Source organism: Oculatella sp. LEGE 06141, assembly GCF_015207605.1.
GTDB lineage: Bacteria > Cyanobacteriota > Cyanobacteriia > Elainellales > Elainellaceae > Oculatella.
On sequence record NZ_JADEWO010000031.1, the window covers coordinates 44,179 to 65,996 of the forward strand.

Genomic DNA, 21,818 nt, shown 5'->3' on the forward strand with positions numbered 1-21,818 from the left:
CTAAACGGGTCGCGAACGATTAATAGATTGACTGGGGGCGATCGCCGCACTGCTGAAAGGTATAGGGGCGATCGCTTTTGCGTGAAATCCCTGTTGCTATTAAGCTGTAGCATTGAAATAGAGCCAATTGGCTGAGAATAATTCCGCCAATTGGCTTAGTAGGATTTGAAGCCGTTTTTGTGAATCCTAAGGAAAGATCTATCAGGGTTAGCACTATGATTTCGATTGCCGTTCTTTTGCTATGTACGCTGAGTACGACTTACTTGCTGTTCAACTCTCGAATTCTGTCGGAATAATGTGACGATTACACCAGAGAATCACTCAAAGAACCCCGTTGCACTCCCCGTCTTGGTCTGGGATCTTTGAGTGATCGGTGTTCCTGCAGCAATGGGTAATACGAGTCGGCTGAGAACTCGACCATCTTCCAGCTTGTACAGGCTAAATTCTCCTCCAATTTGTTGCATCAAAAGCTGACAAATTGCTAAATGTAATCCCGGTGGCTGGTCTAATGTAGACGGTGCCAGCAGATCGTCTGGGCGACCGGTATTCAACTCCTCAATCAGGCGCGGTTCCATAACGCCATTATCTGTAATAGACAGCTCTAACCACCGAGTATCGAGCGGGCGGCACCAGATATCTAATCGTCCACTTGCTGGCGATCGACGGCAGGCGGCTGTCAGCAATTCGTAAAGAACCAGTTCAATTTTGATGACATCGCCACCAATATTGAGACTGTTGTCGTTGTGCACCTGGGACCAAAGCTGCCGTTGCTTGATCAAACTATCCACCCGTTCAAGCGATCGCTTCAGCAAACTGGCTAGAGGAATCGTCTCGTATTCATTATGAAGCTGCCACTGCTCGTGTTTCAGTATTGGTGCCATGCCCGACAGCATATTGCCAAACTGCCGCAGAATTTGGTGGAACCGCATACTGGATACCGCATCTTTCTGATGGCTTACCTCATTCAAGCGCCGCACGCCGTTGCCCAAGGTGCGATAAATTTCTTCCAGCCGGGATTGCTTATACCAATTCAGTTGTTCTAGCTTCTTGCGTTGTTCTGTCAGGGCATCGGTCAACGAAAGATAGCGACGACACCAGGCCAGTTGGCTAGCCAATGTACCAAAGGCGTTAAGCTGACGTTCGACCCAGCACCGCCCTAAATGGTCGGCAACCAGTACCACTCCGGTCGGTTCATGCTCCGGAGCCGTTCGCAGCGCCATCACTAAAATTTGGCCAATATCAGAACCGCTCAGCCATTGCCGCGTTTCCGGAGAAATCGCATCAATGCTGACAGGCAACAAACCATCTGCCTGTAAAGCCGATTGAATCAACACATCGGTGTAGATGGGAATGGTGATGTCAGAAGTTACCCCAAACTGTTTTTTGGAGAACACAGGCGTTTCCAACCGGGCTGTTTTTCGACCGGGTTGCCAGGTGATGAGGGTTGCTAAAGGCACCTGCAATACTTGAGCAATATGCTGCATAGCCGATCGCTGTAGCCGTTCCAGGTCGTGGGTTTGCTGCATGGTGGTCAGCCCCCACTGAATGGTTTGATGCACCTTATGCTGCTGGTCGTTCTCTCTCTGGAGATGCCACTGATGCAAAATCAAGCCAACTTGCTGGCTCACCACGCGGAGGATATCTCGCTCGCTACGGTTCCAGGCACGAGTTGATTCCTGGCCAATCACCAGAATGCCTTCTAAGGGGTGGTTGGTAGCCGTGCTGCACACTAGCAGCGATCGCACTCCCGCGTCCAGAAAGACCTGCCGCCAAGCCATGAGCTTGAGATCCTCTTCTAGATTCTCGATGCCAACGGCCTCTGTGCTGCGTTCTAGCATTTGCCAGTCAATTCCGTTCAGCTTTTCCAACGCCGTGGTAATAGGGCGGCGACCAGTCGGGTGCGTTTGATAGCAGATTTCAAATGCTTCTTGATCGTTGTTGTAGAGCAAGACCAAAAACCGCTCAGCCCGCAACCGCTGGCAGATCTGCTGTGCACACTTCTTCAAGGTGTTATTCCAGTCATCCTCGCTGTAGATGGCTCGCGTGATCTCGGCGGTGAGGGATTGATCGAGTTTAATCTGCTGAACGGTTTCTTCCATCCGTTCTAGGGGTGCTGTTAAGGCCACCAGTTGGGCGGCACCTCGTACATAATTTTTCTCTTCTTCTGACCAGATCCGGGCTTCGCTCCCTTCAACCGCCAGAAACCCCAGCAGTTCGTTTTGAAACAGAACAGGAGCAGCTAGTAGCGATCGCGCTTGAATTTGTTGCATCAACCGTCCGGTGATATCCGCCTTGAGAGAACTATGGGCTTCTCCAATGGATACCAGCTGATCAGCGGCAAGAGCCTGGTAAAAACTGCTCACCTCTTGCACGGCAATTCCAGATGCAGGTGGGTTAGCTTCACCAACGCTTCCCGTTTTGTCTCGGTTGCCCAACCGCCGCCAAAAGTAGCGACGTTCCGCCTCAAACCAGTAGACGTTAGTACGATCGGGGTTAATGAATCGGTGGGTTTCATCAATGATGGCTTCTAGCCGCTGCTTGAGGGTCGGAAGCGATCGCAGTTTAGACAGCAGCACTAAAAGCGGTTCGGCGGGTCGTTTGGTTTGTTGCCGTTGCCAGTCGCTCTCCAACTGATAAAGCGCTTCTGCTAAGGCTCCTAACAGCATCGACAAGCGCGCTTTTTCCTCAGAATGGGGTGATGTTCCCCAAAGCAGCGATCCCAGCAGCGTCACACCTAAACAGCGGTCTTTGTGCCGAATGGGGAAGATGATAGTGCCCTGAATCTGATGTTTTTGGGCGGCTCTGCGCCATTCTCCGGCTCTACTTTCTTCGCGCAGGTCTGGCACCCCAATTGGACGTTGCTGAATCACAACTTGCTCTAGCAAGTCACCCGGGTTGAGGGTGAAGCGCTGCTTCAGAAAAATTGCATCTCCACTGGGAGCCACTCCGCCCTTGCCCGCCAGTCGATGCTCGACGCGATCGTATAACCCAATCCAGATCAGGGCATAGTTAAACTCGACCTGTAGATATTGAAGCGTAATCTCGATTAACGCATCTGAATTTTCCTCTTCCCGCAAGGCTTGAAGAGTGCGTCCCAAGGCAACCAATTGTTTTTCATAGGTTGATGGTTCTTTTTGCGAACCCATGCTGTTTAACTCCTATATGACACGGGTTGCCTATACAGCTCGTTGGGACAAACAAGTGCAGCTAGTTGGATCGGTTTCCCAAGAGGCATTTACACGGCTGAGCGTTTATCTGCTGAGTTTACTCTGCACCCTGATTTCATGGAGTAGGCACCTGTTATCACAGTATCTGACGAAGAAAGGCCATTCGTCTGGTTCTGAATAGCAAGGCGGTTGCATTGCCATTCTTTGTGCTTCCCTTACCCTAATGTATAGCCCCTGTTGGTTCTATTAAGAGGCTGTAGCGCTCTGTTAAACCAACCCATTTCACGCTTCGTTTTCTTCAGTGATACAGCACCCTTTTTTAGAGTGCCCCAGACGAGTCCACTCTATATATCTTTTTGACTCGGTTGGTAACGGTTTGCAATTTCGAGAATAATGGGGAGGAATGGTTGGATGACACCGTTGGATATTTATCAAACTGCTGTGCGCCCTGTTTTATTTTCGGGATTGAAAGCCGATCCAGAGTTGCTGCATCAGCGATCGCTCCAAATGTTGAACTGGATGGATGCCCAGCGCGATCGCCCTCCAATTCGCTGGCTCCATCATCAGCTACAGCAGGCTTACTGTATTCAGCCTGTGGCCTTGCAGCAAACTCTGTGGGGCTTGTCGTTCAACAACCCAGTTGGATTGGCGGCTGGTTTCGATAAGGATGGTCTGGCGGTAGGGATGTGGCCCAATTTTGGCTTTGGCTTTGCTGAACTGGGAACGGTAACCTTACATGCCCAACCGGGAAACCCAAAACCTCGACTGTTTAGGCTGCCCTCAGATCAGGCTGCCCTCAATCGTATGGGATTTAACAATCAAGGAGCTGCCGCGCTGGCAGAGCGGTTGAGCCGCAGGCGGCTGACTGCGCCGTTTGCCGGCCAGACCTCGCAAAATGGATTGGTGGCTGGCTCTATTCCAATTGGGATTAACCTGGGGAAGTCCAAGATTACGCCGTTAGAGATGGCCGCCGAAGATTATGTTGGCAGCTTTCGGCTACTAAAGGCGTTGGGAGACTATTTTGTGGTCAATGTTTCATCCCCCAATACGCCCGGATTGCGATCGCTGCAAGCGGCGGATCAACTTGAACGTATCTTCATAGCACTGCAACAAGAGAACGATGCCCAAAAACCGATCCTGGTGAAAATTGCGCCCGATCTGGAGTGGGATGCGATCGCGGCGGTGATCGATCTGGCTCAAGCGCATCGACTTGCTGGAATTATTGCAACCAATACCACGATTCGGCGGGACAATCTGATCACAAAGCAGATTGCGGCCACCGGAAACCCAGTCAGTGAAGAGGCGGGTGGCATTAGTGGTGCCCCTGTTCGGCAACGCGCCACCGAAATCATCCGTTTTATCTACCAAAAAACAGGAGGACAGCTACCCATTGTCGGGGTTGGCGGCATTTTTACAGCGCAGGATGCCTGGGAAAAGATTACAGCAGGTGCCAGCCTGATTCAGGTGTACACCGGTTGGATCTATGAAGGCCCCTGGATGGTACGACGAATTTTAGAAGGGTTATCACACCAATTAGAACAGCACGACTTAGCGACCATCGCAGACGCGGTTGGGCTAAGTGCTTAGCCTTCTCAACGCAAGAGGAATTGAACAGGGTTATGAAAGTAGAGTTTCGCGAGTGTGACTTTTTTGATTTATGGATGTGGCTGGAGTTTGAAACTACTCCAGCCTCCATGGAGCAGCAGTATCTTGAGGAGGTCTTCAACTCCTGGTTTTTCCTCGGCAAATTAGGTGGGTTTAATGCCGAAAACCTGCAAGTTCAAGACACTGGTTTGGATATCAGCTATCTCAACTATGACGAAGACCAGGCTGAAAGCAGCTTCATGGCGCTGATGCACAACATGGCAGAGGTTGAGTACCAGGGCAACTGGGGGCGATGTTGGTTTGACCTGGGCACTACAGATGCGATCGCCCTGGATGTGTTGATCAACGCCCTCAAGCAGTTCAGCAAGGACTACGTTCCAATCGTGAGGCTGATTATTGGCGGTGAAAATTCAGATTGGAAAATTCCAGGCAGCAAGCGTCCTTCGCTGGACGGAGGCGAAAACGAGCAAAATTAACCAGTGTTCCATCGCTCAGCTATGGATATTTCAATACCACAACCCTTAACCCAGCATTGACTGATGAGAAAACCGGGTCATATTCGAGTGATAGCGTTAGGGCTGATTCGTGCGAACGATCGTATTTTTGTCTCTGAAGGATACGACTCAGTTAAACAGCAGCGCTTTTATCGCGCCTTGGGGGGCGGCGTTGATTTCGGAGAAACCAGCTTAGAGGCTCTTCAGCGCGAGTTTCAAGAAGAAGTGCAAGCCGAGCTGGTTAATATCAAATACCTGGGCTGTATTGAGAACATCTTTTCGTTTGAAGGACAACCCGGGCATGAGCTGATCCAACTCTATGAATGCGATTTTGCCGATCCTAAATTCTATGAGCTAGAGAGTTTGACGTTTAACGAGCGCGATCGCCCCCACAAAGCAATGTGGATTGAAGTCGAGCGGATTAGATCAGGAGATCTACGCCTCGTTCCAGAGTCGTTTCTGGATTACCTCAAACCCTCTGCTTGAGGCCAGAAGGCCACATGACAAGAGCCAAACCCTTTGAATGAAGTTTGGCTCTTGTTGTGGATATCGGCAGTCGGTGTCTTAAAATTCATCCTCAGAATAACTGGCATTCATTCCAGATTCGCTCTCTCGCTTCGAGCCTAGCAACTCTAGCCGATCCACACGAATCACTGGTTTCGATCGTTCAGCACCAGTGCCGCGATCTTGCCAGTAGTCAAATTTGAGTGTGCCCGTGACACCCACTAAGCTGCCTTTGCGGACATAGTTAGCGGCAATTTCTGCTGTTTTACCCCAAATCTCTAAGCTAAACCAGTCTGGTTCGTCGCTGTTGCGCCGCCGTCGATCAACTGCAAGCGTTAAATTACAGACCACATTGCCTGACTCGAAATACTTCACGTCGGGGTCTCTGCCGGCGCGACCCACTAAATTAACAACGTTCAAACTCATGGGACTTAATCACGATCGAGATGTTGTGAAATCAGTTTAATCTAACCCCACAATAACGAGGATTAGAAATTCAAACGAAACGTACATTTGTATCAATTATAAAACCGTTCAGGTTGAATGGTTCAACGGTTGCGATCGCCTTACTTCTACAGGCACATCATCAGGAACGGTATGTGTTCTGGTCGTTTAGTGCTGGTTTCAGGCCAGTTGCAGGAACAAACGCCACGAAACAGAGTCTGCACATCTTATATCAGCTAATGTTCAAGTTATTTAAGGATTATCTTGATTAATCTGTGCGGAGCAGAGCCATTTGTTCTAGAAGATAGTCATTCTAATAGTTTCTGAGCGTGTCGGTCTCAGAGGCCAATAATTAAGAGTCTGTCTGGCGACTAGACTGTAGATGTAAAACATAATAAAATCCACTTCGACCGGGTAAATCTGGTCGCCGTGTGATATCAAGCCGAATCATCTGATTTTGGGAGCTTAGAAGCTAGTGGGTTTCTTCAGTCGTTTCTCCTTCTCGCGTGATATGGGTATCGATTTAGGTACTGCCAACACGCTGGTTTATGTTTCTGGTAAAGGCATCGTGCTTCAAGAGCCTTCGGTTGTGGCGATGGATCACAATGATAAGGTGCCCCTAGCCGTCGGAGAAGATGCCAAAAAAATGCTGGGTCGAACTCCAGGAAATGTGGTTGCTCTGCGTCCGCTTCGCGATGGCGTGATTGCGGATTTTGATACGGCTGAGCTGATGCTAAAGCACTTTATTCGGCGTGTGCATGAAGGTCGTACTCTAGTATCTCCACGAATTGTCATTGGTATTCCCAGCGGTGTAACCGGAGTTGAACGGCGAGCGGTGATGGAAGCTGCATCTCAAGCGGGTGCGCGTGACGTTTATTTGATTGATGAGCCTGTTGCCGCGGCTATTGGGGCTGGTTTGCCTGTGGCTGAACCAACGGGCAACATGATTATTGATATTGGTGGTGGAACAACCGAAGTTGCCGTTTTGAGTTTGCAAGGAACGGTGCTGAGCGAGTCGGTACGGGTGGCCGGGGATGAATTGAGTGAGGCCATCACTCAGTACATGAAAAAGGTTCACAACCTGGTAATTGGAGAAAGAACCTCGGAAGAAATCAAAATTTCGATTGGCTCTGCTTATCCATCTGATGACGACGATGATGTGTTGATGGATGTAAGGGGTTTGCATTTGTTGTCTGGTTTACCCCGAACCGTTACTGTTAAAGGGCCAGAGATTCGTGAGGCGATGTCTGAACCGCTCTCTGTCATTATTGAGGCAGTAAAGCGCACCTTGGAACGTACTCCGCCTGAACTGGCTGCTGACATTATTGATCGGGGCATTATGTTGGCTGGAGGGGGTGCCCTACTCAAAGGGTTAGATACCCTCATTAGCCATGAAACTGGCATAGTGGTTCATGTTGCAGCTGATCCGCTGAGCTGTGTTGTTTTAGGAACGGGTCGGGTTCTGGAAAACTTTAAGCAATTAGAGCGGGTATTTAGCGGTCGTTCTCGCAATCTCTAAACATTCGTGTAGTTCTTCTGCATCGCTAACGCGAACAATTGTGGTGTGAATGTACATATTAAGACGCTGGTGGGATCGGCACGGAATCAGGGCTGGGATCGTTTGTCTAGTCATAGCCGCTGCCTGGGGAGTGAGGCAAAACCAAGGATTGTTTGTTGTAGAGATCTATCAGCGATTATCTCGTCCGTTTGAACCAGAATATACTCAGGCCGAGATTGAGGAAAACGCTGCGGTTCTGGAGTTACAGCAACGCTTGATTGAGTTGGAAAATCAGAATCAGCAGTTACAGCAACTGTTGGATTATGTGAAAACTCGCCCAGATCAAGGAATTGCTGCTCCGGTGATTGGCCGCAGTGCTGACCACTGGTGGCAGCAGGTTACCATTGGTCGTGGTCGTCGGCAGGGGATTCAGGTTGGTGCGATCGTTTCTGGAACAGGCGGTTTAGTGGGACGAGTCATTCAGGTGACCCCCAACACTAGCCGAGTCTTGCTAATTAGTGACCCAACCAGCCAGGTGGGTGTAACGATCAGCCGATCGCGCCACATGGGTTATATGCGGGGACAGGCCGAGAACCGAGCCGTTATGGAATTTTTCGATAAAGTGCCAGATGTTCGCGCTGGAGACATTGTTTCTACCTCCTCCTTTAGCCAACTCTTTCCGCCCGGGTTGCCAGTAGGACGAGTAGAATCAGTCAACCTGAACAAAAGCCCTGCCCCAGAAGCGGTGATTGAGTTGTCTGCTCCGATCAGCCACCTGGAATGGGTGATGGTTTTTCCTAACCCCAAAGTTGTTGATTCCGAGGTGTTTTCGGGTAACTGATGTCTGGCGCAGGAGTTTAGCGTCAGCATCTAGCGTCAGCATTTCAGAGGTGAATTAGATTGCTTGATTCGTTCCAGGAAAGCCCCTATGGTCAGCTCTTACTCAATTGGGCTGTTGTCATCGGTTCTGTTTTGCTGTGCTTACTGGTTTTACCGACTCGGTTTCCGGGTATGGAACTGCTGGGTGTGGGACCAAACTGGTTGCTAATTTGGGTTGTTGCCTGGAGCGTTAACCGTACGGTGTTTCAAGGAGCGATCGCCGGGTTGGCGCTAGGATTAATTCAAGATGGAATGACATCGGCTCATCCCACTCATGTTTTGAGCCTGGTGGTTGCTGGTGTGTTGACCGCTCGCTTGCAAAAACAGCGGTACGTGAAAGAAGACTTTATCTCGATCGCACTGATTGTGTTTGGGATGGCTGTCGTCACCGAAACCATCACGGCGATTCAATTTAGTTGGCAAGGCATTGGCTCAAACACGCTGGGTGCTTATCCAACATTAGGAGAGATTTGGGTATACCATCAGCGAATTGCACTGAGTTCAGCCATCCTCAGCAGCCTTTGGGCACCCGTTGTTTATTATCCGCTTAACCGTTGGTGGGAACGAATCAAACTTCCCGACTCTGCTTAGGCATAAGCGGCACACGGAACGAAATGGTGACGAATTAGATAGTGAACTGCAGACAGCAGATCGCTGTGGATGTGGTCGGGTGAAAATCGTTCAAGATAACTGCGGCTACGGATACCACAGGTCAACCCGATGGTGGGAATGCCGACCGCCTGCCCTGCCAGGATATCTGCTTCGGTATCTCCTACCATCCAGGCTCCAGGCGATCGCTCCATAGATGGTTCATTGCAGTAGGATTGGCTGGTGTTTGAATGGTGAATTTTGCGTCTGGCGATCGCTTCAGCTAAAAGTTCGGCCTTTTGCTCTGCATAGTTGCGATAAGCGGCGTGCTGGTCTTCAGTGCCGATAACATCCAAAAATAGATGGTCAAGACCATACTCCTTTAGCATCTGTGTGGCTTGCGCCTGACACCGTAACGTGACCAAAACCAGCCGTATTCCTTGCGTGTGGAGTAGAGACAATGCCCACTCGACAGCGGGTTGCAGTCGATCATGGCTCAGCAGTTCTGGTTGATTCACAATCTGACTGACGTGGTGCAAAAACAGATCCACCTGCTCGTAGCGCAACCCCGATCGCATTGCAATTTCCAGGTCTGGAACACGGTCTTGCTTCATTTGCCAAAACTGAACCTTGCTGAGCAAATGAACCGGCAACTCGACCCCTTTGGCCCGGTAGCTTGCTTGAAGTTCGGCTAACGCTAGTTGATAGGTGCTGTAGTAGCGGTCAGAAACATCCACAATGGGGCCATCGAAGTCGCAAAACACAGTCACATCTGCTGTGGTTGCTAGCCCTGTAGTGAATGGCCTGGTCTGGAGAGGGTCTGAATTTGCAGCACCTGACATAAACGTTGCCTAAACTTGTCTAAGGTTGATATTACGAAATGCTTCTTTACAATAACAGCTTTGTTATAAGTCGTCAATAAGTGTTTGCCATTCTACTATTAGAAAAGCTTATGAGCCGAGTGGGTTGAGCTGAAGCTTCTGGCTCACCACTGCTCCAGTCGGTTTCTCTGGGGTTGCTTCAATATATTAGGAAATGGTGATTCATAGAGCTGTGGGTTGAACCTTTAGCAACAGCGGACATTGACTGCACACTAACTGCACATTAGTAGTGCCCAAATAGGAGTAGCCAAATACCAATTACTTAGACGGTCAAAGCGCTAAGTTGGCTGGACTCATGGTGTAATAAGAGAACGGTGATGAACTCACTATGGGTTTGGTCAGTTTTCTACATTGCCTTCATAGCAGGTTTGAGTTGTGCTGAATAAGATATTGGCAATTATGCTATCAGTGCTACTGCTAGGGCTGATACTTGCTCCGTCTGCATTGGCGGTTGATATGGAGAGTGGCGAACAGATCTTTGGCGTTTATTGCATCGGGTGTCATGGGGGCGGTGGCAATATTGTTAGGCGCGGAAAAACGTTGAAACAAAAAGCGCTAGAGCGAAACGGACTCGCTTCGTTGGAGGCGATCGCTCACTTAGTTGCTAACGGCAAAAACAATATGTCTGCCTACAGCGATCGGCTGACCCAACAGCAGATTCAAGACGTTGCCGGGTATGTACTAGAGCAGGCAGAGCAAGGTTGGCATTAGTGCAACACCTAGAGAGCCAGAAGCAAACTCTCTTTGATCGTTGGGCATCTGTTTACGATAGCCTGTTTCCATCGGTGTTTTATCAAGCCTCGCATCAGCGGTTGCTAGACTACGTTACCTTGCCAGATGCCGCTACTGTATTGGATTTGGGATGCGGCACAGGGAAACTGCTCGATCGTCTTGCTGCTCAGTTTTCCCAGATGCAGGGAACGGGGCTAGACTTTTCTGCTGAGATGCTGCAACAGGCTCGTCGGGCAAATCGCCATCGGCCACGATTGCTCTATGTTCAGGGCCATGCTGAGGCGCTACCGTTCGCAGATGCTCAATTTGATGCCGTATTCAGTTCCTTCAGCTTTCTGCATTATCTCAATCCAGTGCGGGTGTTACAGGAGGTTCATCGCACCCTGCGCCGGGATGGACGCTTTTACCTGGTCGATTTCAGCATGGGGCAACGGCTGGAATCGGTTTATCTGCCCGTTTCACCGGGCGGCATTCGCTTCTACCCCCCTGCGGTTAGAGAGGAAATGGGGCAACAGGTGGGGTTAACCTGTTTGGCTCATTATTATTTGTTAGGGCCTGTCCTGCTGTCTGTTTTTACCGAAGGTTGAGCAGGAGGAGCGAGCCATCAACATACCAGCAGGGTGGATTGAACCAGTGAAGTCAGGAAAACTGTAGCCTCTCAACCTTGGCACTATTGACATATTTACTTAAGGGGGGTGTTACCTTTATGCAAAGCAGAGATACCTATACGCAACTGACCTTCTATTATCTGGATGGCCACAGCGAGTCGTTTAATGTCTATAACCCGTTGGATGACACCGCTCCTCGGGCGGGTCTACAGCTTGAGGTGCGCCATCTTCTGGAGCGAAATTGGTGGATTGTTAATCTCCCTGAACAAACCGTCTTAATCAATATTGATAATGTGGTCAAGGTGGAGATGAATCCGCCATTGTCTGACCTACAAGGTGAGGGCATCTTTTCGAATGCAGAACGAGTCACTGCACTCAATCGAGGACGGTAAACAAGGAGCAAGGATGACGCATTCTACAGCAGTTCAGCCAGTCGTTAGTTTAGTGCGGGCTGTGTCCTACGAGCGGCAAGCGTTGAATGCTGCCCTGCATGATGTGCTGGCACCTCTAGGCGGAATGGAGGCGGTTGTAAAACCGGGCGATCGCGTTTTGCTAAAGCCCAATTTGCTCACAGGGGCACGTCCCGGCAAAGAATGCACCACACGTCCAGAATTGGTTTATGCGGTGGCGCAGTTGGTCAAAGCAGCTGGCGGCCAGCCTTTTCTGGGAGACAGCCCCGCCTTTGGCAGCGCGGCAGGCGTGGCTCGAGCGAATGGATACCTGCCGTTTCTAGACAAACTGGATCTGCCGATAGTGGAATTGCAGGGTAAGCGGTATCAAACGGTGAACGAAGAGTTTAACCATCTGTTGCTGTGCAAAGAGGCAATGGAAACGGATGTAGTGATTAACTTACCGAAGGTAAAGTCGCATGTGCAGCTTACCCTGACGCTGGGAGTCAAGAATCTGTTTGGCTGTGTTCCTGGCAAAATGAAAGCCTGGTGGCACATGGAAGCTGGGAAGGATCGCGATCGCTTTGGCGCAATGCTGGTTGAAACGGCACGGGCGATCGCCCCCAACCTGACGATTATAGACGGCATCATGGCTCATCAAGGTAATGGCCCCAGCGGGGGCGAACCTCGTTTGCTGGAGGTGTTGGGTGCTTCGGCCAATGTGTTTGCGCTCGACCGGGCGATGGTTGAACTCCTTAGGGTTGATCCAGCGCTAATTCCAACCATTACGGCTGCTCAGCGGTTGGGGCTGGGGCCAGACTTGGCGGCGATCGACTTTCCGCACCTGGCTCCAGATGATCTAAGCGTTGCAGATTGGAAATTGCCAGATAAACTGGTTCCCATTGATTTTGGAATGCCTCGGGTGATTAAATCAACATTTAGGCACTTCTATATTCGGTTCATCAAGGAACCGCTGTTGGCCTACGGAGAACGCTCAATCTCGCAATAAGCGACCAGCCACTGGGAACTAACGCGGTTAAGAGAGAGTCGCTAGATATACCACTTGACTAGTAGAATTCCGTTGAATTGATTGGAGATCGGTTCATTATGGGCTCCCTGGGTCTCAAAGCGATCGCATTTACCCCCAAACTACTGATTGGCTCCGCCGTTGGATGTGTCGTTTGGGCAATTGGGAGTACTGCAACGTTGGCTGCTATCCCCACTATTTTTATGGGCGACCAGTCTGCTGTTGAACCGATGCTGCTAACCCAGTTGTTCAAGGGGTCATTTTCGGTGGGGTGTCTGTTTCAAGATTGTCATCACTCTAGTAACCATGCGCTGTTGCGGAGCGGCGCTAAAGTCACGACCCACTACCAGGGTGAAGAGCAAGTAGTGCAACCCGGTGAAACGCATCGGTTGACGTTGAGTTTAGACCAGCCCATTTTTGATGCTGCCGGGAAAATAATTTTACCTGCGAGCAGCCAAATGGAAGGAAATATTATTTCAACCGAGCAAGGCAAACGTTTTGTCGCTCATCAAGTCACTACGTCGGGAAAAACTTATTTGCTGGTAGCTGAATTTGCTCTTGCCTCTGGCACTCAACTGTCTCCACCCATGCGCCAAAATACGGTGGAAATGGTGGATCGTGAAACAGTCATTATTGTGCCAAATCAAGTGGTTGAACTGTCGCTGACTTCAGATTTTCGTCTATAAATAAACGCTTCTTTGAATGTAGTCCGTGTTGCGCCCAGCAACGGATTGCCCCTGTTGTCCCGGTATGGGTGAGTGGTTAGGAGTCGTTGGAGGATGCCGAAACCTTAGCAACGGGCAAAACGGCATAGCTGCCAAATATTTTGAGCGTTTCGGTATGGGTTTTTAACTCTGCTAATGCCGACTGCACGGCAGGCAGGGTGGCATCTGCTTCAATATCGATGAAAAAGAGATAGTCTCCCAGCGATCGCTTTTGCGGGCGAGACTCAATTCGGCTCAGGTTAATGCCCCGTTGGGCAAAAATTTGGAGTGGTTTAGCCAATGCACCCGGAACGTTGGCCGGAACACTAAACGCGAGGGATGTATAGTTGCCGCCTGGGGATGGCTCCAAACTCAACACCCAGAACCGGGTGCAGTTATCAGGATGGTCGTTGATAGGGTGTGCCAGAACTGGCAGGTTATAAAGCTGTGCGGCTCGCTGTGGTGCGATCGCTCCAATCGTCGGATTATTGCCCAGGTGCTGCAACGATTCTGTCGTTGAGTTAGTGGGAACCAACTGCACAGAGGGTAAGAATGCCTCAAGCCAGCCCTGGCATTGGGCCAACGCCTGTGGATGGGAATAAACGGTTTGAATAGTGTTCGTTGTTTCAGCAAAGGACAGCAGAGCATGAGAGATGGGCAGTACTAACGCCTGTTGGATTCGCAGCATATCGAGCTGCCAAAGCGTATCCAGTGTCATTGAGACACTTCCCTCAATGGAGTTTTCGACAGGGACAACCGCTAAATGCGTTTGTCCGCTGGCGGTCACTCGAAGCGTCTGGGCAATACTGGGACATGGACACAATACAGAAGGGGTATTTGCTGTTTGTGCCAACCAGTCTGTGCAAGCGATCGCTGCACTCTCCGTGTAAGTACCCGGTGGCCCTAAATAAGCAATGGATAGTGTCATGGTTTCATGAAGCGTTGATGCTATGGAGGTGGTAGAAGAATAGCAAGCTTTGCTGCTCTCGGTAATGTCTGGCAGGCTGCTTCAAGCCAGGATGAATGATTTCTCCACCTGAGCCGTTTGAAATGAAGATTCGTTAAAGTAGCTTTAGAAGATGATAGCTGAAGGCTATATACTCCTAAGGACGAGGTTTTTCCTGAGAAAAATTGTAAAATTTAGTTAATTGCTGGATTCGCAGAGCAATGAAATGAGTAGGTTCTTCATCTTTACACTATGCATACTCGCTTTAGTGCATCCCAATCCGTTCAACTAACAGTACCCAATCAGCCCATTCCGATTCAGCATTATCTTCGGCAGCCGCAGCGCCTCGTTAACGCACTGGTTGATCCGAGCCGAATAGAGCAGCTTGGTGCCGATCGTTTTCGATTGAAGATGCGCCCGCTCAACTTTATGATGCTAAGCATTCAGCCGACCGTAGATATGCGGATATGGGCGGGAGCGGATGGAGTGATTCACCTACAGTCGGTTAGCTGCGATATTCGTGGAGTTGAATACATCAATCAACGGTTTAGCTTAAATCTGGTTGGGCGGTTGGTTCCTGACCAAATCGATGGCGAAACTCGACTAACGGGAAAAGCGGATCTAGAGGTTGAAGTTGATTTGCCGCCAGCCTTTCGCCTGACTCCCAAATCATTGCTGGAAGCGACCGGAAATGGCCTGCTGCGAAGTGTGCTGTTGACCATCAAACAGCGGTTGATGCATCAACTGCTGTCCGACTATCACCGATGGGCGATGGTTCAGCTAGAAGGGGCTGAACCCAGGCCACTGGAGCAACCGTCTCTGTCTCCTCAAAGCCCAACAGCCTAAACCGTAGATTCGTCTGATTCTTCCATAGCCCCTGCTGCCTGTGACTTAAGGGAGCAGGGGCTAAACGATCGCCGATGCTGACGAGACGGCCCAAGTTGCTTTAGCCCCAGACGGTGTTTTGCTGTGCCGTACCCTTTATTGCTAGCCAGGTCATAGCCAGGATATTTGACTGCCAGGTTGCTAATCAGGCGATCGCGCCAGACTTTAGCAACAATACTGGCTGCTGCAATTACCAAGGACTGTTGGTCGCCTTTGATCAGAGTTTGCTGCGGCATCCTTAAATCAGGAACCCGTTGGTTGCCATCAATCAGACAGAGGGTTGGTTGGGGAGTAAGGCGGCTAATGGCTCGTCGCATAGCCAAAAGTGACGCTTGCAGAATGTTGTAGCGATCGATTTCTTGGACAGATGCAACACCGATACGGCAATCGATCGCTACCGACTGAATGTGTAGCGTTAGCTGGTTTCGCTGGAGAGGAGACAAACGCTTACTGTCTGTAACCCCTGCCCCTGCTAAATCTGCAAGAGCCTCATCTGGCAATATAACGGCTGCTGCAACAACCGGGCCAAACAAGGCTCCTCGTCCAACCTCATCCACACCCGCCACCAGACCGGGGTGAGCAACGAACTCATCTGCTGACAAAAGAATTAACTGGTTTTGAATCACAAACAGGGCGTCGGCACTAAGCTGCACAGGCTGACATTGGTTCGCCAAATCGTTCAGAAACGGGGCGACCAGGGGAACGACGTAAATCTAGTCCTGCTCACCGTCTGCTGCGGACGAGCGACGACGGCGACGGCGACGGACACCCGTACCGTTATTGTCGTCTTCGTCTGATTCGACAGCGATCGCCCCTACGGCTACCGTTTCTTCGATGGGTGCTACCGCTCGCGGAGGCAGGGTTGAGATAGCGGCATCTGGAGTAGCTGGAGTGGGCATTACCAACTCCTGAGGCGGTAAAGTCACTGGAGTGATGCTGTCTGGTTGACGAGTGCTTTGTCCGGGTAAGGCTACAGTGATTACCGTTGATTTCGGATCTTTCACGGGTTCCGGAGACAGCACCAGAGGAGAAATTCCCATCAGGGCATAAACATCTTGCTCTTCGGGTGTCATTTCGACTGCAATCACCTGAGGCTGTTCAACAGGCTTTTCCCGTCGCTGCGATCGCCCCCGCTCTGGCTTGTCAACCCGGTTCTCTTTGGGCAGCGGCACAGTATTGAGGATCGGTTCTTCCGCCGCTGCAAAATCCTCTTCCACCTCAGGTTCTACTTTGTTGGGGAAAGGCCCTTTGGGAACCACCTCATTCTTAGAAACCACATCACCGATTCGAGCACGGCTGCGACGGCGGCGGCGGTTATCGCGGTTGCGCTCCTGGTAACTGGGATGGTTAACCAGATCCAGCTCTTGCAGATCGGCAGAGGGGTCGGCATCAAAGTCATCACTGGGGGCATCCCACGTTTCTCGAACGGGCACACGCGGTTCGGGGAATACCGGAGTTCTAACTGCCTCTAGCGGTTCTGGAGTCTCTTTGTCTAGTTCTCCTGGCAGATGCACCTGGTGACCCAATCCACCACAGGTAGGGCAGGTTCTTCCAAAGAGTTCGTAGATATTTTGTCCCTGGCGCTTACGCGTCAGCTCAACCAGCCCCAACTCCGACAGTTGAGCAATTTGAGGTCGTGCTTTATCAGCTCTTAGGGCTTTGTTGAATTGCTCCAACACTTGCAGCTGATCTCGGCGAGAATCCATGTCGATGAAGTCAACAATAATGACTCCGGCAATGTTGCGTAATCGAAGCTGTCGCGCAATCTCGGCAGCCGCTTCGCTGTTTGTCCACAGCACGGTTTCACGGGCAGTGGCGGAGCGTGTAAACGAACCCGAGTTGACATCAATCACCGTTAGGGCTTCAGTCCGTTCAATGATGATGTAGCCACCCGACGGCAGATCCACTCTGGGTTTAAGCGCTTCACGAATCGCCGCGTTGACCCGAAAATATTCCAGAATTGAAATGCGATCGCGGTGATGATCGACCAGGACTCCATTGGGCGATCGACCTCCGCTCCAGTTGGTTAGGTGCTGCTTCACCCGCTTCATGCCCGTATGAGAGTCCACCACAATGCGGTTGACATCCGCACTGTAAACGTCTCGCAGCACGCGTTGAATAAAGTCATCATCCCGATTCAACAAACTAGGCGGACGGGTTGATACGGCTTCCTGCTGAATGTTTTCCCACTGCTTTTGCAGGGTCTCCAGGTCTTCAATAATCGCCTCTTCATTCATCCCTTCGGCTTCGGTTCGCACAAGAAGCCCCATTCCCGCAGGCTTCACTAACACAGCTAGCGCTCGTAGACGGTTGCGCTCAGATTCACTGCGAATGCGGCGAGAAAGATTAACACCCCGACCAAAGGGCATCAACACTAGATAACGACCCGGAAGACTCACATTACCCGTGAGGCGAGGTCCTTTATTGCCGGTTGGTTCCTTCATCACCTGAACCAGCACTTTCTGTTGAGGGGCTAGCAGTTCAGTGATGGAACCAGCGGCTCGCTTTAACCGTAACGGGCCTAAATCGGTGACATGGATAAACCCGTTTCGCTCCGCATCACCGATGTTGACGAATGCAGCATCAATACCAGGTAATACATTCTCAACGACACCGAGATAGATGTCGCCGACTTGATGACTTCCAGTTGCAACAATCAGTTCTTGAATTTGGTCTTCTGAAAACACAGCAGCAATACGGTGCTGTTCGGCAATAATAATTTGCTTCGGCATTCAACTTCCTCAAAAAATAGCAGCGTTGCGGTCACTAGCTTCATCAGTGCCGTTTTGCTGGTATTAAGACTTCGTAAGTAAAAAAATTCGACATAGTGTGGAGACAACGAAGCTGCTCCTACCTAAATCAACAAAGTACCCAGAACCTCGGAAGGGTTGGATATCAACCAGTGAACCAATGGTGGGGGTGAATCCCTGGGGAGAGACCCTCTCCCTAGAGACGGCTACCCAATGATCAAAAGTGAGTCAAAAGCTTTGCAGAAGTGGACTTTGCTCAGTTCGCGCTGCCGATTGAACCACTGGCAACCTAAAGAGCTTTCAGTCCACAACAGCTCTTTAGAAAAGTATTATAGCGCGGAGTGACTCCTGCGCTATCAAAATCACGTTTTTTTAGAAATCATAGTCGAATCACTGAACAGTGAACTGAAGATCAGGTCTGCCAGCGTTGGCGGCCGGCAGTTATGGAGCTATTCGAACCATCGTGTCGTTTAACTCGAAAACTGGAGGTTCGGAACGAACCAGTGGCTTAGGGGGTCAGAAAAAGCTGGCTGCGGTGAATGTGCCGCAGTTGAAAGTCTCGTTGAACCGTTTGCTCCAGCAGGTGAACGACATGCTCTGGTCGCAGTAGCGTTCCATCGTTGCGACAGCTACCGACATAGCGAAGCAGCGTTGTGGCAGCGGCCAGCAATGGGGGAATGGATGTGGGCAGATCAGAATAGCGATCTGGAGCAATCCACTCTAAATCAAACAGCCGATCGCGCAAGTTCACGGTCTTAGTTGCGCCAGACTTGGTGATTTGCTCCATCTTAATCTCGCTGGCGTCTAAAATGCGCTCAATCCATTGCTGCCAATCGTTGGTTGATGGCTGGTTTGAGTCGTCATTGACGGTTAAGGAGATATAGTATTCTGCTGTTTCCAACCGTTTTGTCGCCGCTTCTGAAGCTGGATCGATCGCCTCTACCCGATAAACCGGGATATCAGCAGGCAGTTGCGCCGCGAACCGTTGCTGGAACTCGGCAACATCCATCGACTCAGTTAAATCAAAGTCCACAATTTCTCCCGAACTAGTGGCTCCCAGGGAAAGCGCATTAGCCGGAGAGATGCGTGGGCCGGGATGAAAGCCTCCGGTAAACGAGATAGGCAGGGCGGCTCGACGAATCGCACGATCGAACAACCGAATCAGGTCAAGATGGCTGACCAGAGCCATGTTTCCTTGTTTGCCAAACCAAACTCTCAGCCGCTGAACTCGATCTTGTTTGGGCACAAAATGACCAGCAAACTGAGGAATGGGGAGTGCTTCAACCACAATATTGTGCCCAAAATCAGCGCCGCACACGCCGCAGTGAGAGCAGCCATCAAACGAGCAGTCGGGTACTGTTGCCGCCTCTAATGCTTGTTGGAGGTCTGCCTGAAGCCATTGTTTGTCAATGCCAGTGTCAATGTGATCCCAGGGTAAGGGCATTTGGCAAGATGCGTGAAGGTCAAGACCTTCACTGGAGTCATCCCGGCTTGATCCAAACACATTCCACTCGCCGGTTTCAACCTGACGGTATTTCCAGGTTAAATCTGCTTCGGCGATCGCCTGTTCCCATGCAGCAAAGGCTCGGTCGAGGCTTTCCCACCACGAATCCATTCCGGCTCCCAACTCCCAGGCTCGCCGAACGACCGCAGACAGGCGGCGATCGCCTCGTCCCACGAAATCTTCCATGGCCGAAATGCGGACATCCGTGAAATTGGCTTTGAGTCCTTTAATGCTGCGGAACTCCTGACGAAGCAGGGTTTGCTTTCGCAAAAATTCAGTGGTAGATACCGAGTGCCACTGAAACGGAGTATGCGGTTTAGGCGTAAAGTTCGAAATAGTGACGTTGAAGCTAAGGCGCTTCTTGCCTCTGGTGCTACAGTTTTGTTGCAACCAGCGTAGCGTTTCAGCAATCCCTAGAATGTCGGCATCGGTTTCACCCGGCAACCCAATCATGAAGTAGAGTTTGACCTTATCCCAGCCTTGCTCGTAGGCTGTTTTAACACCCCGCAACAATTCCTCGTTGGTCAACCCCTTGTTAATGATGTCCCGCATCCGCTGAGTGCCAGCTTCAGGGGCAAACGTTAGCCCAGTTTGGCGAGTGCCGCCGATGATATTGGCAATGTTTTCATCAAACCGATCGACTCGCTGACTGGGCAACGATAAAGAAATATTCTCGTCCTTCAACCGATTTTTGATGGCAATGCCGACAGCGGGCAAAGCCAGGTAATCGGAGCAACTGAGTGAGAGCAGGGAGAACTCGTTATAGCCAGTGGCTCGCATGCCTTGCTCGATCGCATCGACCACCTGATCGGGTTCAACATCACGAGCCGGACGAGTTAGCATTCCGGGTTGGCAGAAACGACAGCCGCGCGTACACCCTCGACGGACTTCAATCGTAAGGCGATCGTGCACCGTTTGAACATAGGGCACTAAACCAATGGAATAGGCCGGAATTGGAGTGGCAACCCGCCGAAGCACTCGCGCTGGCACATCAGGACGATTAGGATGAACAGAGCCATCGGCTGCCATCTCATAAAACTGCGGCACGTAGACCCCTGGAACCTGCGCCAAGTCCAGCAGCAATTCTTCGCGGCTCAGACCTAGTGCTTTGCCTTCCTCAAGGATTAGACCTATTTCGGGTAAAAGCTCTTCGCCATCTCCCAGGGCAATAAAATCGAAGAAGTCGGCGTACGGCTCTGGGTTTGAAGTCGCGGTCTGACCACCTGCAAAAATTAAAGGATAGAGGCGACCCGTTGGATCGTCTCTACGCTCTTTCCAGGTAAGGGGGATGTTAGCCAGATCCAACATTTCCAGGATGTTCGTTGCCCCCAGCTCGTAGCTGAGACTAAACCCTAGAATGTCGAAATTAAGTAGAATCTGCCGTGATTCTACAGCGAACAACGGTATTTGAGTGTGCCGCAGCTTGGCTGCTAAGTCAGGAGCCGGGAGGTAGGCGCGATCGCAAAGTTGCCGAGGCTGAGCATTTAAGATGCTGTAGAGAATGATATGCCCCAGGTTAGAAGCACCAACCTCATACACCTCAGGGTAGGTCAGCACCCATCGAACCGCTGCCGACTCCCACGCTTTGTGGACGGCTCCTAACTCGTTGCCGAGGTAGCGGGCGGGTCGAGAAATTTCCGGGGTTAATAGCTGTTCAACTGCAACTGACACGGCAGAATGGTTCCAGTACGTAGGATTAGACGTTGCTAAGTCCACTATACCGGATGCTTATCGCGACCTCTGGTGGTCAGCAGAGTTTGAGCAAAACAGTGTTGCTTGGTTGCTGTGTTTTGCACGGTTATAGAATCAGCTATCCAAACCATAGGGGGTGCGTTTAAGCGATCGCCGCCTCAAAGGTGGAGCGCTGCTCAAAAATTTCGAAAGCGCGATCGAGTTGAGTTAGCTCAAAAATGATCCGAATTGAGGGAGAAACGCTGCATAACCCAAAGCGCTGATTGAGCTGCTGGGACAGCGTGAGAGCCGAGACTAGCGCCATCAGACCGGCACTGTCCAGGGACTCCACGTTAGTCATATCAACGAGCAACGAGGCGTATTGACGAGAGGAAACAATCGTGGTGAGTTGTTCTTGCAGGTCAGCTGCATTAGAAGCATTGATGTGACCGCAAGGCTGAACAACTTTTAACTGAGATTTGGCAAGAGTGCTTTGCATCTTCGATCCTGCTTCGATCTAACAACAACAACAAATAGAGAAC

21 protein-coding genes are annotated in these 21,818 nt (G+C 50.7%); 12 read left to right on the top strand and 9 right to left on the bottom strand.

Translation table 11 applies throughout. The features are described from left to right. Positions 1 to 19 precede the first annotated feature (19 nt). A complete protein-coding gene (locus IQ268_RS19575) occupies positions 20 to 214 on the bottom strand; it encodes a hypothetical protein (protein WP_193882872.1) in 195 nt (64 codons plus the stop codon). A 103-nt stretch (positions 215 to 317) separates the two neighbouring features. Then, positions 318 to 3,146 (bottom strand): GAF domain-containing protein, encoded by a 2,829-nt coding sequence (locus IQ268_RS19580; protein WP_193882877.1) that lies wholly within the window; start codon positions 3,144 to 3,146, stop codon positions 318 to 320. A gap of 441 nt (positions 3,147 to 3,587) precedes the next feature. On the opposite strand from IQ268_RS19580, the gene IQ268_RS19585 reads away from it, so the two are divergent. The 3 genes from IQ268_RS19585 to IQ268_RS19595 all read left to right on the top strand — a co-directional run bounded on the left by IQ268_RS19585 (position 3,588) and on the right by IQ268_RS19595 (position 5,752). Next, the gene (locus tag IQ268_RS19585) at positions 3,588 to 4,754 is read left to right on the top strand and encodes a quinone-dependent dihydroorotate dehydrogenase (RefSeq protein ID WP_193882956.1); all 1,167 of its coding nucleotides are present in this window, start codon (positions 3,588 to 3,590) and stop codon (positions 4,752 to 4,754) included. A 32-nt stretch (positions 4,755 to 4,786) separates the two neighbouring features. Then, positions 4,787 to 5,248, top strand: coding sequence for a DUF3531 family protein (locus IQ268_RS19590; RefSeq protein WP_193882880.1), 462 nt, complete (start codon positions 4,787 to 4,789; stop codon positions 5,246 to 5,248). A 63-nt stretch (positions 5,249 to 5,311) separates the two neighbouring features. Next, on the top strand, positions 5,312 to 5,752 hold the full coding sequence (locus IQ268_RS19595) for an NUDIX hydrolase (protein ID WP_193882883.1): 441 nt from the start codon (positions 5,312 to 5,314) through the stop codon (positions 5,750 to 5,752). Positions 5,753 to 5,830: 78 nt separating this feature from the next. Here IQ268_RS19595 and IQ268_RS19600 read toward each other — a convergent pair whose 3' ends face one another. After that, complete coding sequence (locus IQ268_RS19600) at positions 5,831 to 6,196, bottom strand: single-stranded DNA-binding protein (protein WP_193882885.1); 366 nt, start codon at positions 6,194 to 6,196, stop codon at positions 5,831 to 5,833. A gap of 493 nt (positions 6,197 to 6,689) precedes the next feature. On the opposite strand from IQ268_RS19600, the gene IQ268_RS19605 reads away from it, so the two are divergent. The 3 genes from IQ268_RS19605 to mreD are packed head-to-tail and all read left to right on the top strand — an operon-like array spanning position 6,690 to position 9,182. Next, positions 6,690 to 7,733 (top strand): rod shape-determining protein, encoded by a 1,044-nt coding sequence (locus IQ268_RS19605; protein WP_339383422.1) that lies wholly within the window; start codon positions 6,690 to 6,692, stop codon positions 7,731 to 7,733. Positions 7,734 to 7,782: 49 nt separating this feature from the next. Next, on the top strand, positions 7,783 to 8,553 hold the full coding sequence (gene mreC, locus IQ268_RS19610; RefSeq protein WP_193882889.1) for a rod shape-determining protein MreC: 771 nt from the start codon (positions 7,783 to 7,785) through the stop codon (positions 8,551 to 8,553). Between the two features lie 59 nt (positions 8,554 to 8,612). After that, positions 8,613 to 9,182: a rod shape-determining protein MreD gene (mreD, locus tag IQ268_RS19615; protein ID WP_193882891.1), complete on the top strand. Its 570-nt coding sequence runs from the start codon at positions 8,613 to 8,615 to the stop codon at positions 9,180 to 9,182. Here mreD and IQ268_RS19620 read toward each other — a convergent pair. Beyond that, the gene (locus IQ268_RS19620; RefSeq protein ID WP_193882893.1) at positions 9,179 to 10,021 is read right to left on the bottom strand and encodes an HAD family hydrolase; all 843 of its coding nucleotides are present in this window, start codon (positions 10,019 to 10,021) and stop codon (positions 9,179 to 9,181) included. The genes mreD and IQ268_RS19620 overlap by 4 nt on opposite strands. Positions 10,022 to 10,459: 438 nt before the next feature. On the opposite strand from IQ268_RS19620, the gene IQ268_RS19625 reads away from it, so the two are divergent. The 5 genes from IQ268_RS19625 to IQ268_RS19645 all read left to right on the top strand — a co-directional run bounded on the left by IQ268_RS19625 (position 10,460) and on the right by IQ268_RS19645 (position 13,502). Beyond that, positions 10,460 to 10,771: a c-type cytochrome gene (locus IQ268_RS19625; RefSeq protein WP_193882894.1), complete on the top strand. Its 312-nt coding sequence runs from the start codon at positions 10,460 to 10,462 to the stop codon at positions 10,769 to 10,771. Further along, entirely contained in the window at positions 10,771 to 11,379 is a 609-nt protein-coding gene (locus tag IQ268_RS19630) for a methyltransferase domain-containing protein (RefSeq protein ID WP_339383424.1), read from the top strand. Before IQ268_RS19625 ends, IQ268_RS19630 begins: the two co-directional genes overlap by 1 nt. 119 nt (positions 11,380 to 11,498) lie before the next feature. After that, a complete protein-coding gene (locus IQ268_RS19635) occupies positions 11,499 to 11,792 on the top strand; it encodes a hypothetical protein (protein WP_193882898.1) in 294 nt (97 codons plus the stop codon). Between the two features lie 13 nt (positions 11,793 to 11,805). Beyond that, the gene (locus tag IQ268_RS19640; RefSeq protein WP_193882900.1) at positions 11,806 to 12,798 is read left to right on the top strand and encodes a DUF362 domain-containing protein; all 993 of its coding nucleotides are present in this window, start codon (positions 11,806 to 11,808) and stop codon (positions 12,796 to 12,798) included. 98 nt (positions 12,799 to 12,896) lie between these two features. Then, on the top strand, positions 12,897 to 13,502 hold the full coding sequence (locus IQ268_RS19645; protein ID WP_193882902.1) for a hypothetical protein: 606 nt from the start codon (positions 12,897 to 12,899) through the stop codon (positions 13,500 to 13,502). Between the two features lie 76 nt (positions 13,503 to 13,578). On the opposite strand, the gene pheA is transcribed toward IQ268_RS19645, so the two are convergent. Beyond that, the gene (gene pheA, locus IQ268_RS19650; protein ID WP_193882904.1) at positions 13,579 to 14,448 is read right to left on the bottom strand and encodes a prephenate dehydratase; all 870 of its coding nucleotides are present in this window, start codon (positions 14,446 to 14,448) and stop codon (positions 13,579 to 13,581) included. 270 nt (positions 14,449 to 14,718) lie between these two features. On the opposite strand from pheA, the gene IQ268_RS19655 reads away from it, so the two are divergent. Further along, positions 14,719 to 15,312 (top strand): DUF1997 domain-containing protein, encoded by a 594-nt coding sequence (locus tag IQ268_RS19655; protein ID WP_193882905.1) that lies wholly within the window; start codon positions 14,719 to 14,721, stop codon positions 15,310 to 15,312. Here IQ268_RS19655 and IQ268_RS19660 read toward each other — a convergent pair. From IQ268_RS19660 to IQ268_RS19675, 4 genes are all read right to left on the bottom strand, one after another. Beyond that, positions 15,309 to 15,974 carry a ribonuclease HII gene (locus tag IQ268_RS19660; protein ID WP_370584687.1) on the bottom strand — a complete coding sequence of 222 codons (666 nt, stop codon included), beginning with the start codon at positions 15,972 to 15,974 and terminating at the stop codon, positions 15,309 to 15,311. The genes IQ268_RS19655 and IQ268_RS19660 overlap by 4 nt on opposite strands. A gap of 90 nt (positions 15,975 to 16,064) precedes the next feature. Further along, positions 16,065 to 18,083, bottom strand: a complete 2,019-nt coding sequence (locus IQ268_RS19665) for an Rne/Rng family ribonuclease (protein WP_193882907.1) — start codon at positions 18,081 to 18,083, stop codon at positions 16,065 to 16,067. Between the two features lie 526 nt (positions 18,084 to 18,609). Beyond that, entirely contained in the window at positions 18,610 to 21,276 is a 2,667-nt protein-coding gene (locus IQ268_RS19670; protein ID WP_193882909.1) for a TIGR03960 family B12-binding radical SAM protein, read from the bottom strand. Between the two features lie 163 nt (positions 21,277 to 21,439). After that, entirely contained in the window at positions 21,440 to 21,775 is a 336-nt protein-coding gene (locus IQ268_RS19675; protein WP_193882911.1) for an STAS domain-containing protein, read from the bottom strand. Positions 21,776 to 21,818 lie beyond the last annotated feature (43 nt).

Excerpts from the sequence above, each read along its gene's own strand:
- IQ268_RS19580 (WP_193882877.1), bottom strand. The coding sequence starts at position 3,146 with ATGGGTTCGCAAAAAGAACCATCAACCTATGAAAAACAATTGGTTGCC.
- IQ268_RS19590 (WP_193882880.1), top strand. The coding sequence starts at position 4,787 with ATGAAAGTAGAGTTTCGCGAGTGTGACTTTTTTGATTTATGGATGTGG.
- IQ268_RS19595 (WP_193882883.1), top strand. The coding sequence starts at position 5,312 with ATGAGAAAACCGGGTCATATTCGAGTGATAGCGTTAGGGCTGATTCGT.
- IQ268_RS19600 (WP_193882885.1), bottom strand. The coding sequence starts at position 6,196 with ATGAGTTTGAACGTTGTTAATTTAGTGGGTCGCGCCGGCAGAGACCCC.
- mreC (WP_193882889.1), top strand. The coding sequence starts at position 7,783 with ATGTACATATTAAGACGCTGGTGGGATCGGCACGGAATCAGGGCTGGG.
- IQ268_RS19620 (WP_193882893.1), bottom strand. The coding sequence starts at position 10,021 with ATGTCAGGTGCTGCAAATTCAGACCCTCTCCAGACCAGGCCATTCACT.
- IQ268_RS19625 (WP_193882894.1), top strand. The coding sequence starts at position 10,460 with ATGCTATCAGTGCTACTGCTAGGGCTGATACTTGCTCCGTCTGCATTG.
- IQ268_RS19635 (WP_193882898.1), top strand. The coding sequence starts at position 11,499 with ATGCAAAGCAGAGATACCTATACGCAACTGACCTTCTATTATCTGGAT.
- IQ268_RS19640 (WP_193882900.1), top strand. The coding sequence starts at position 11,806 with ATGACGCATTCTACAGCAGTTCAGCCAGTCGTTAGTTTAGTGCGGGCT.
- IQ268_RS19645 (WP_193882902.1), top strand. The coding sequence starts at position 12,897 with ATGGGCTCCCTGGGTCTCAAAGCGATCGCATTTACCCCCAAACTACTG.
- pheA (WP_193882904.1), bottom strand. The coding sequence starts at position 14,448 with ATGACACTATCCATTGCTTATTTAGGGCCACCGGGTACTTACACGGAG.
- IQ268_RS19655 (WP_193882905.1), top strand. The coding sequence starts at position 14,719 with ATGCATACTCGCTTTAGTGCATCCCAATCCGTTCAACTAACAGTACCC.
- IQ268_RS19665 (WP_193882907.1), bottom strand. The coding sequence starts at position 18,083 with ATGCCGAAGCAAATTATTATTGCCGAACAGCACCGTATTGCTGCTGTG.
- IQ268_RS19675 (WP_193882911.1), bottom strand. The coding sequence starts at position 21,775 with ATGCAAAGCACTCTTGCCAAATCTCAGTTAAAAGTTGTTCAGCCTTGC.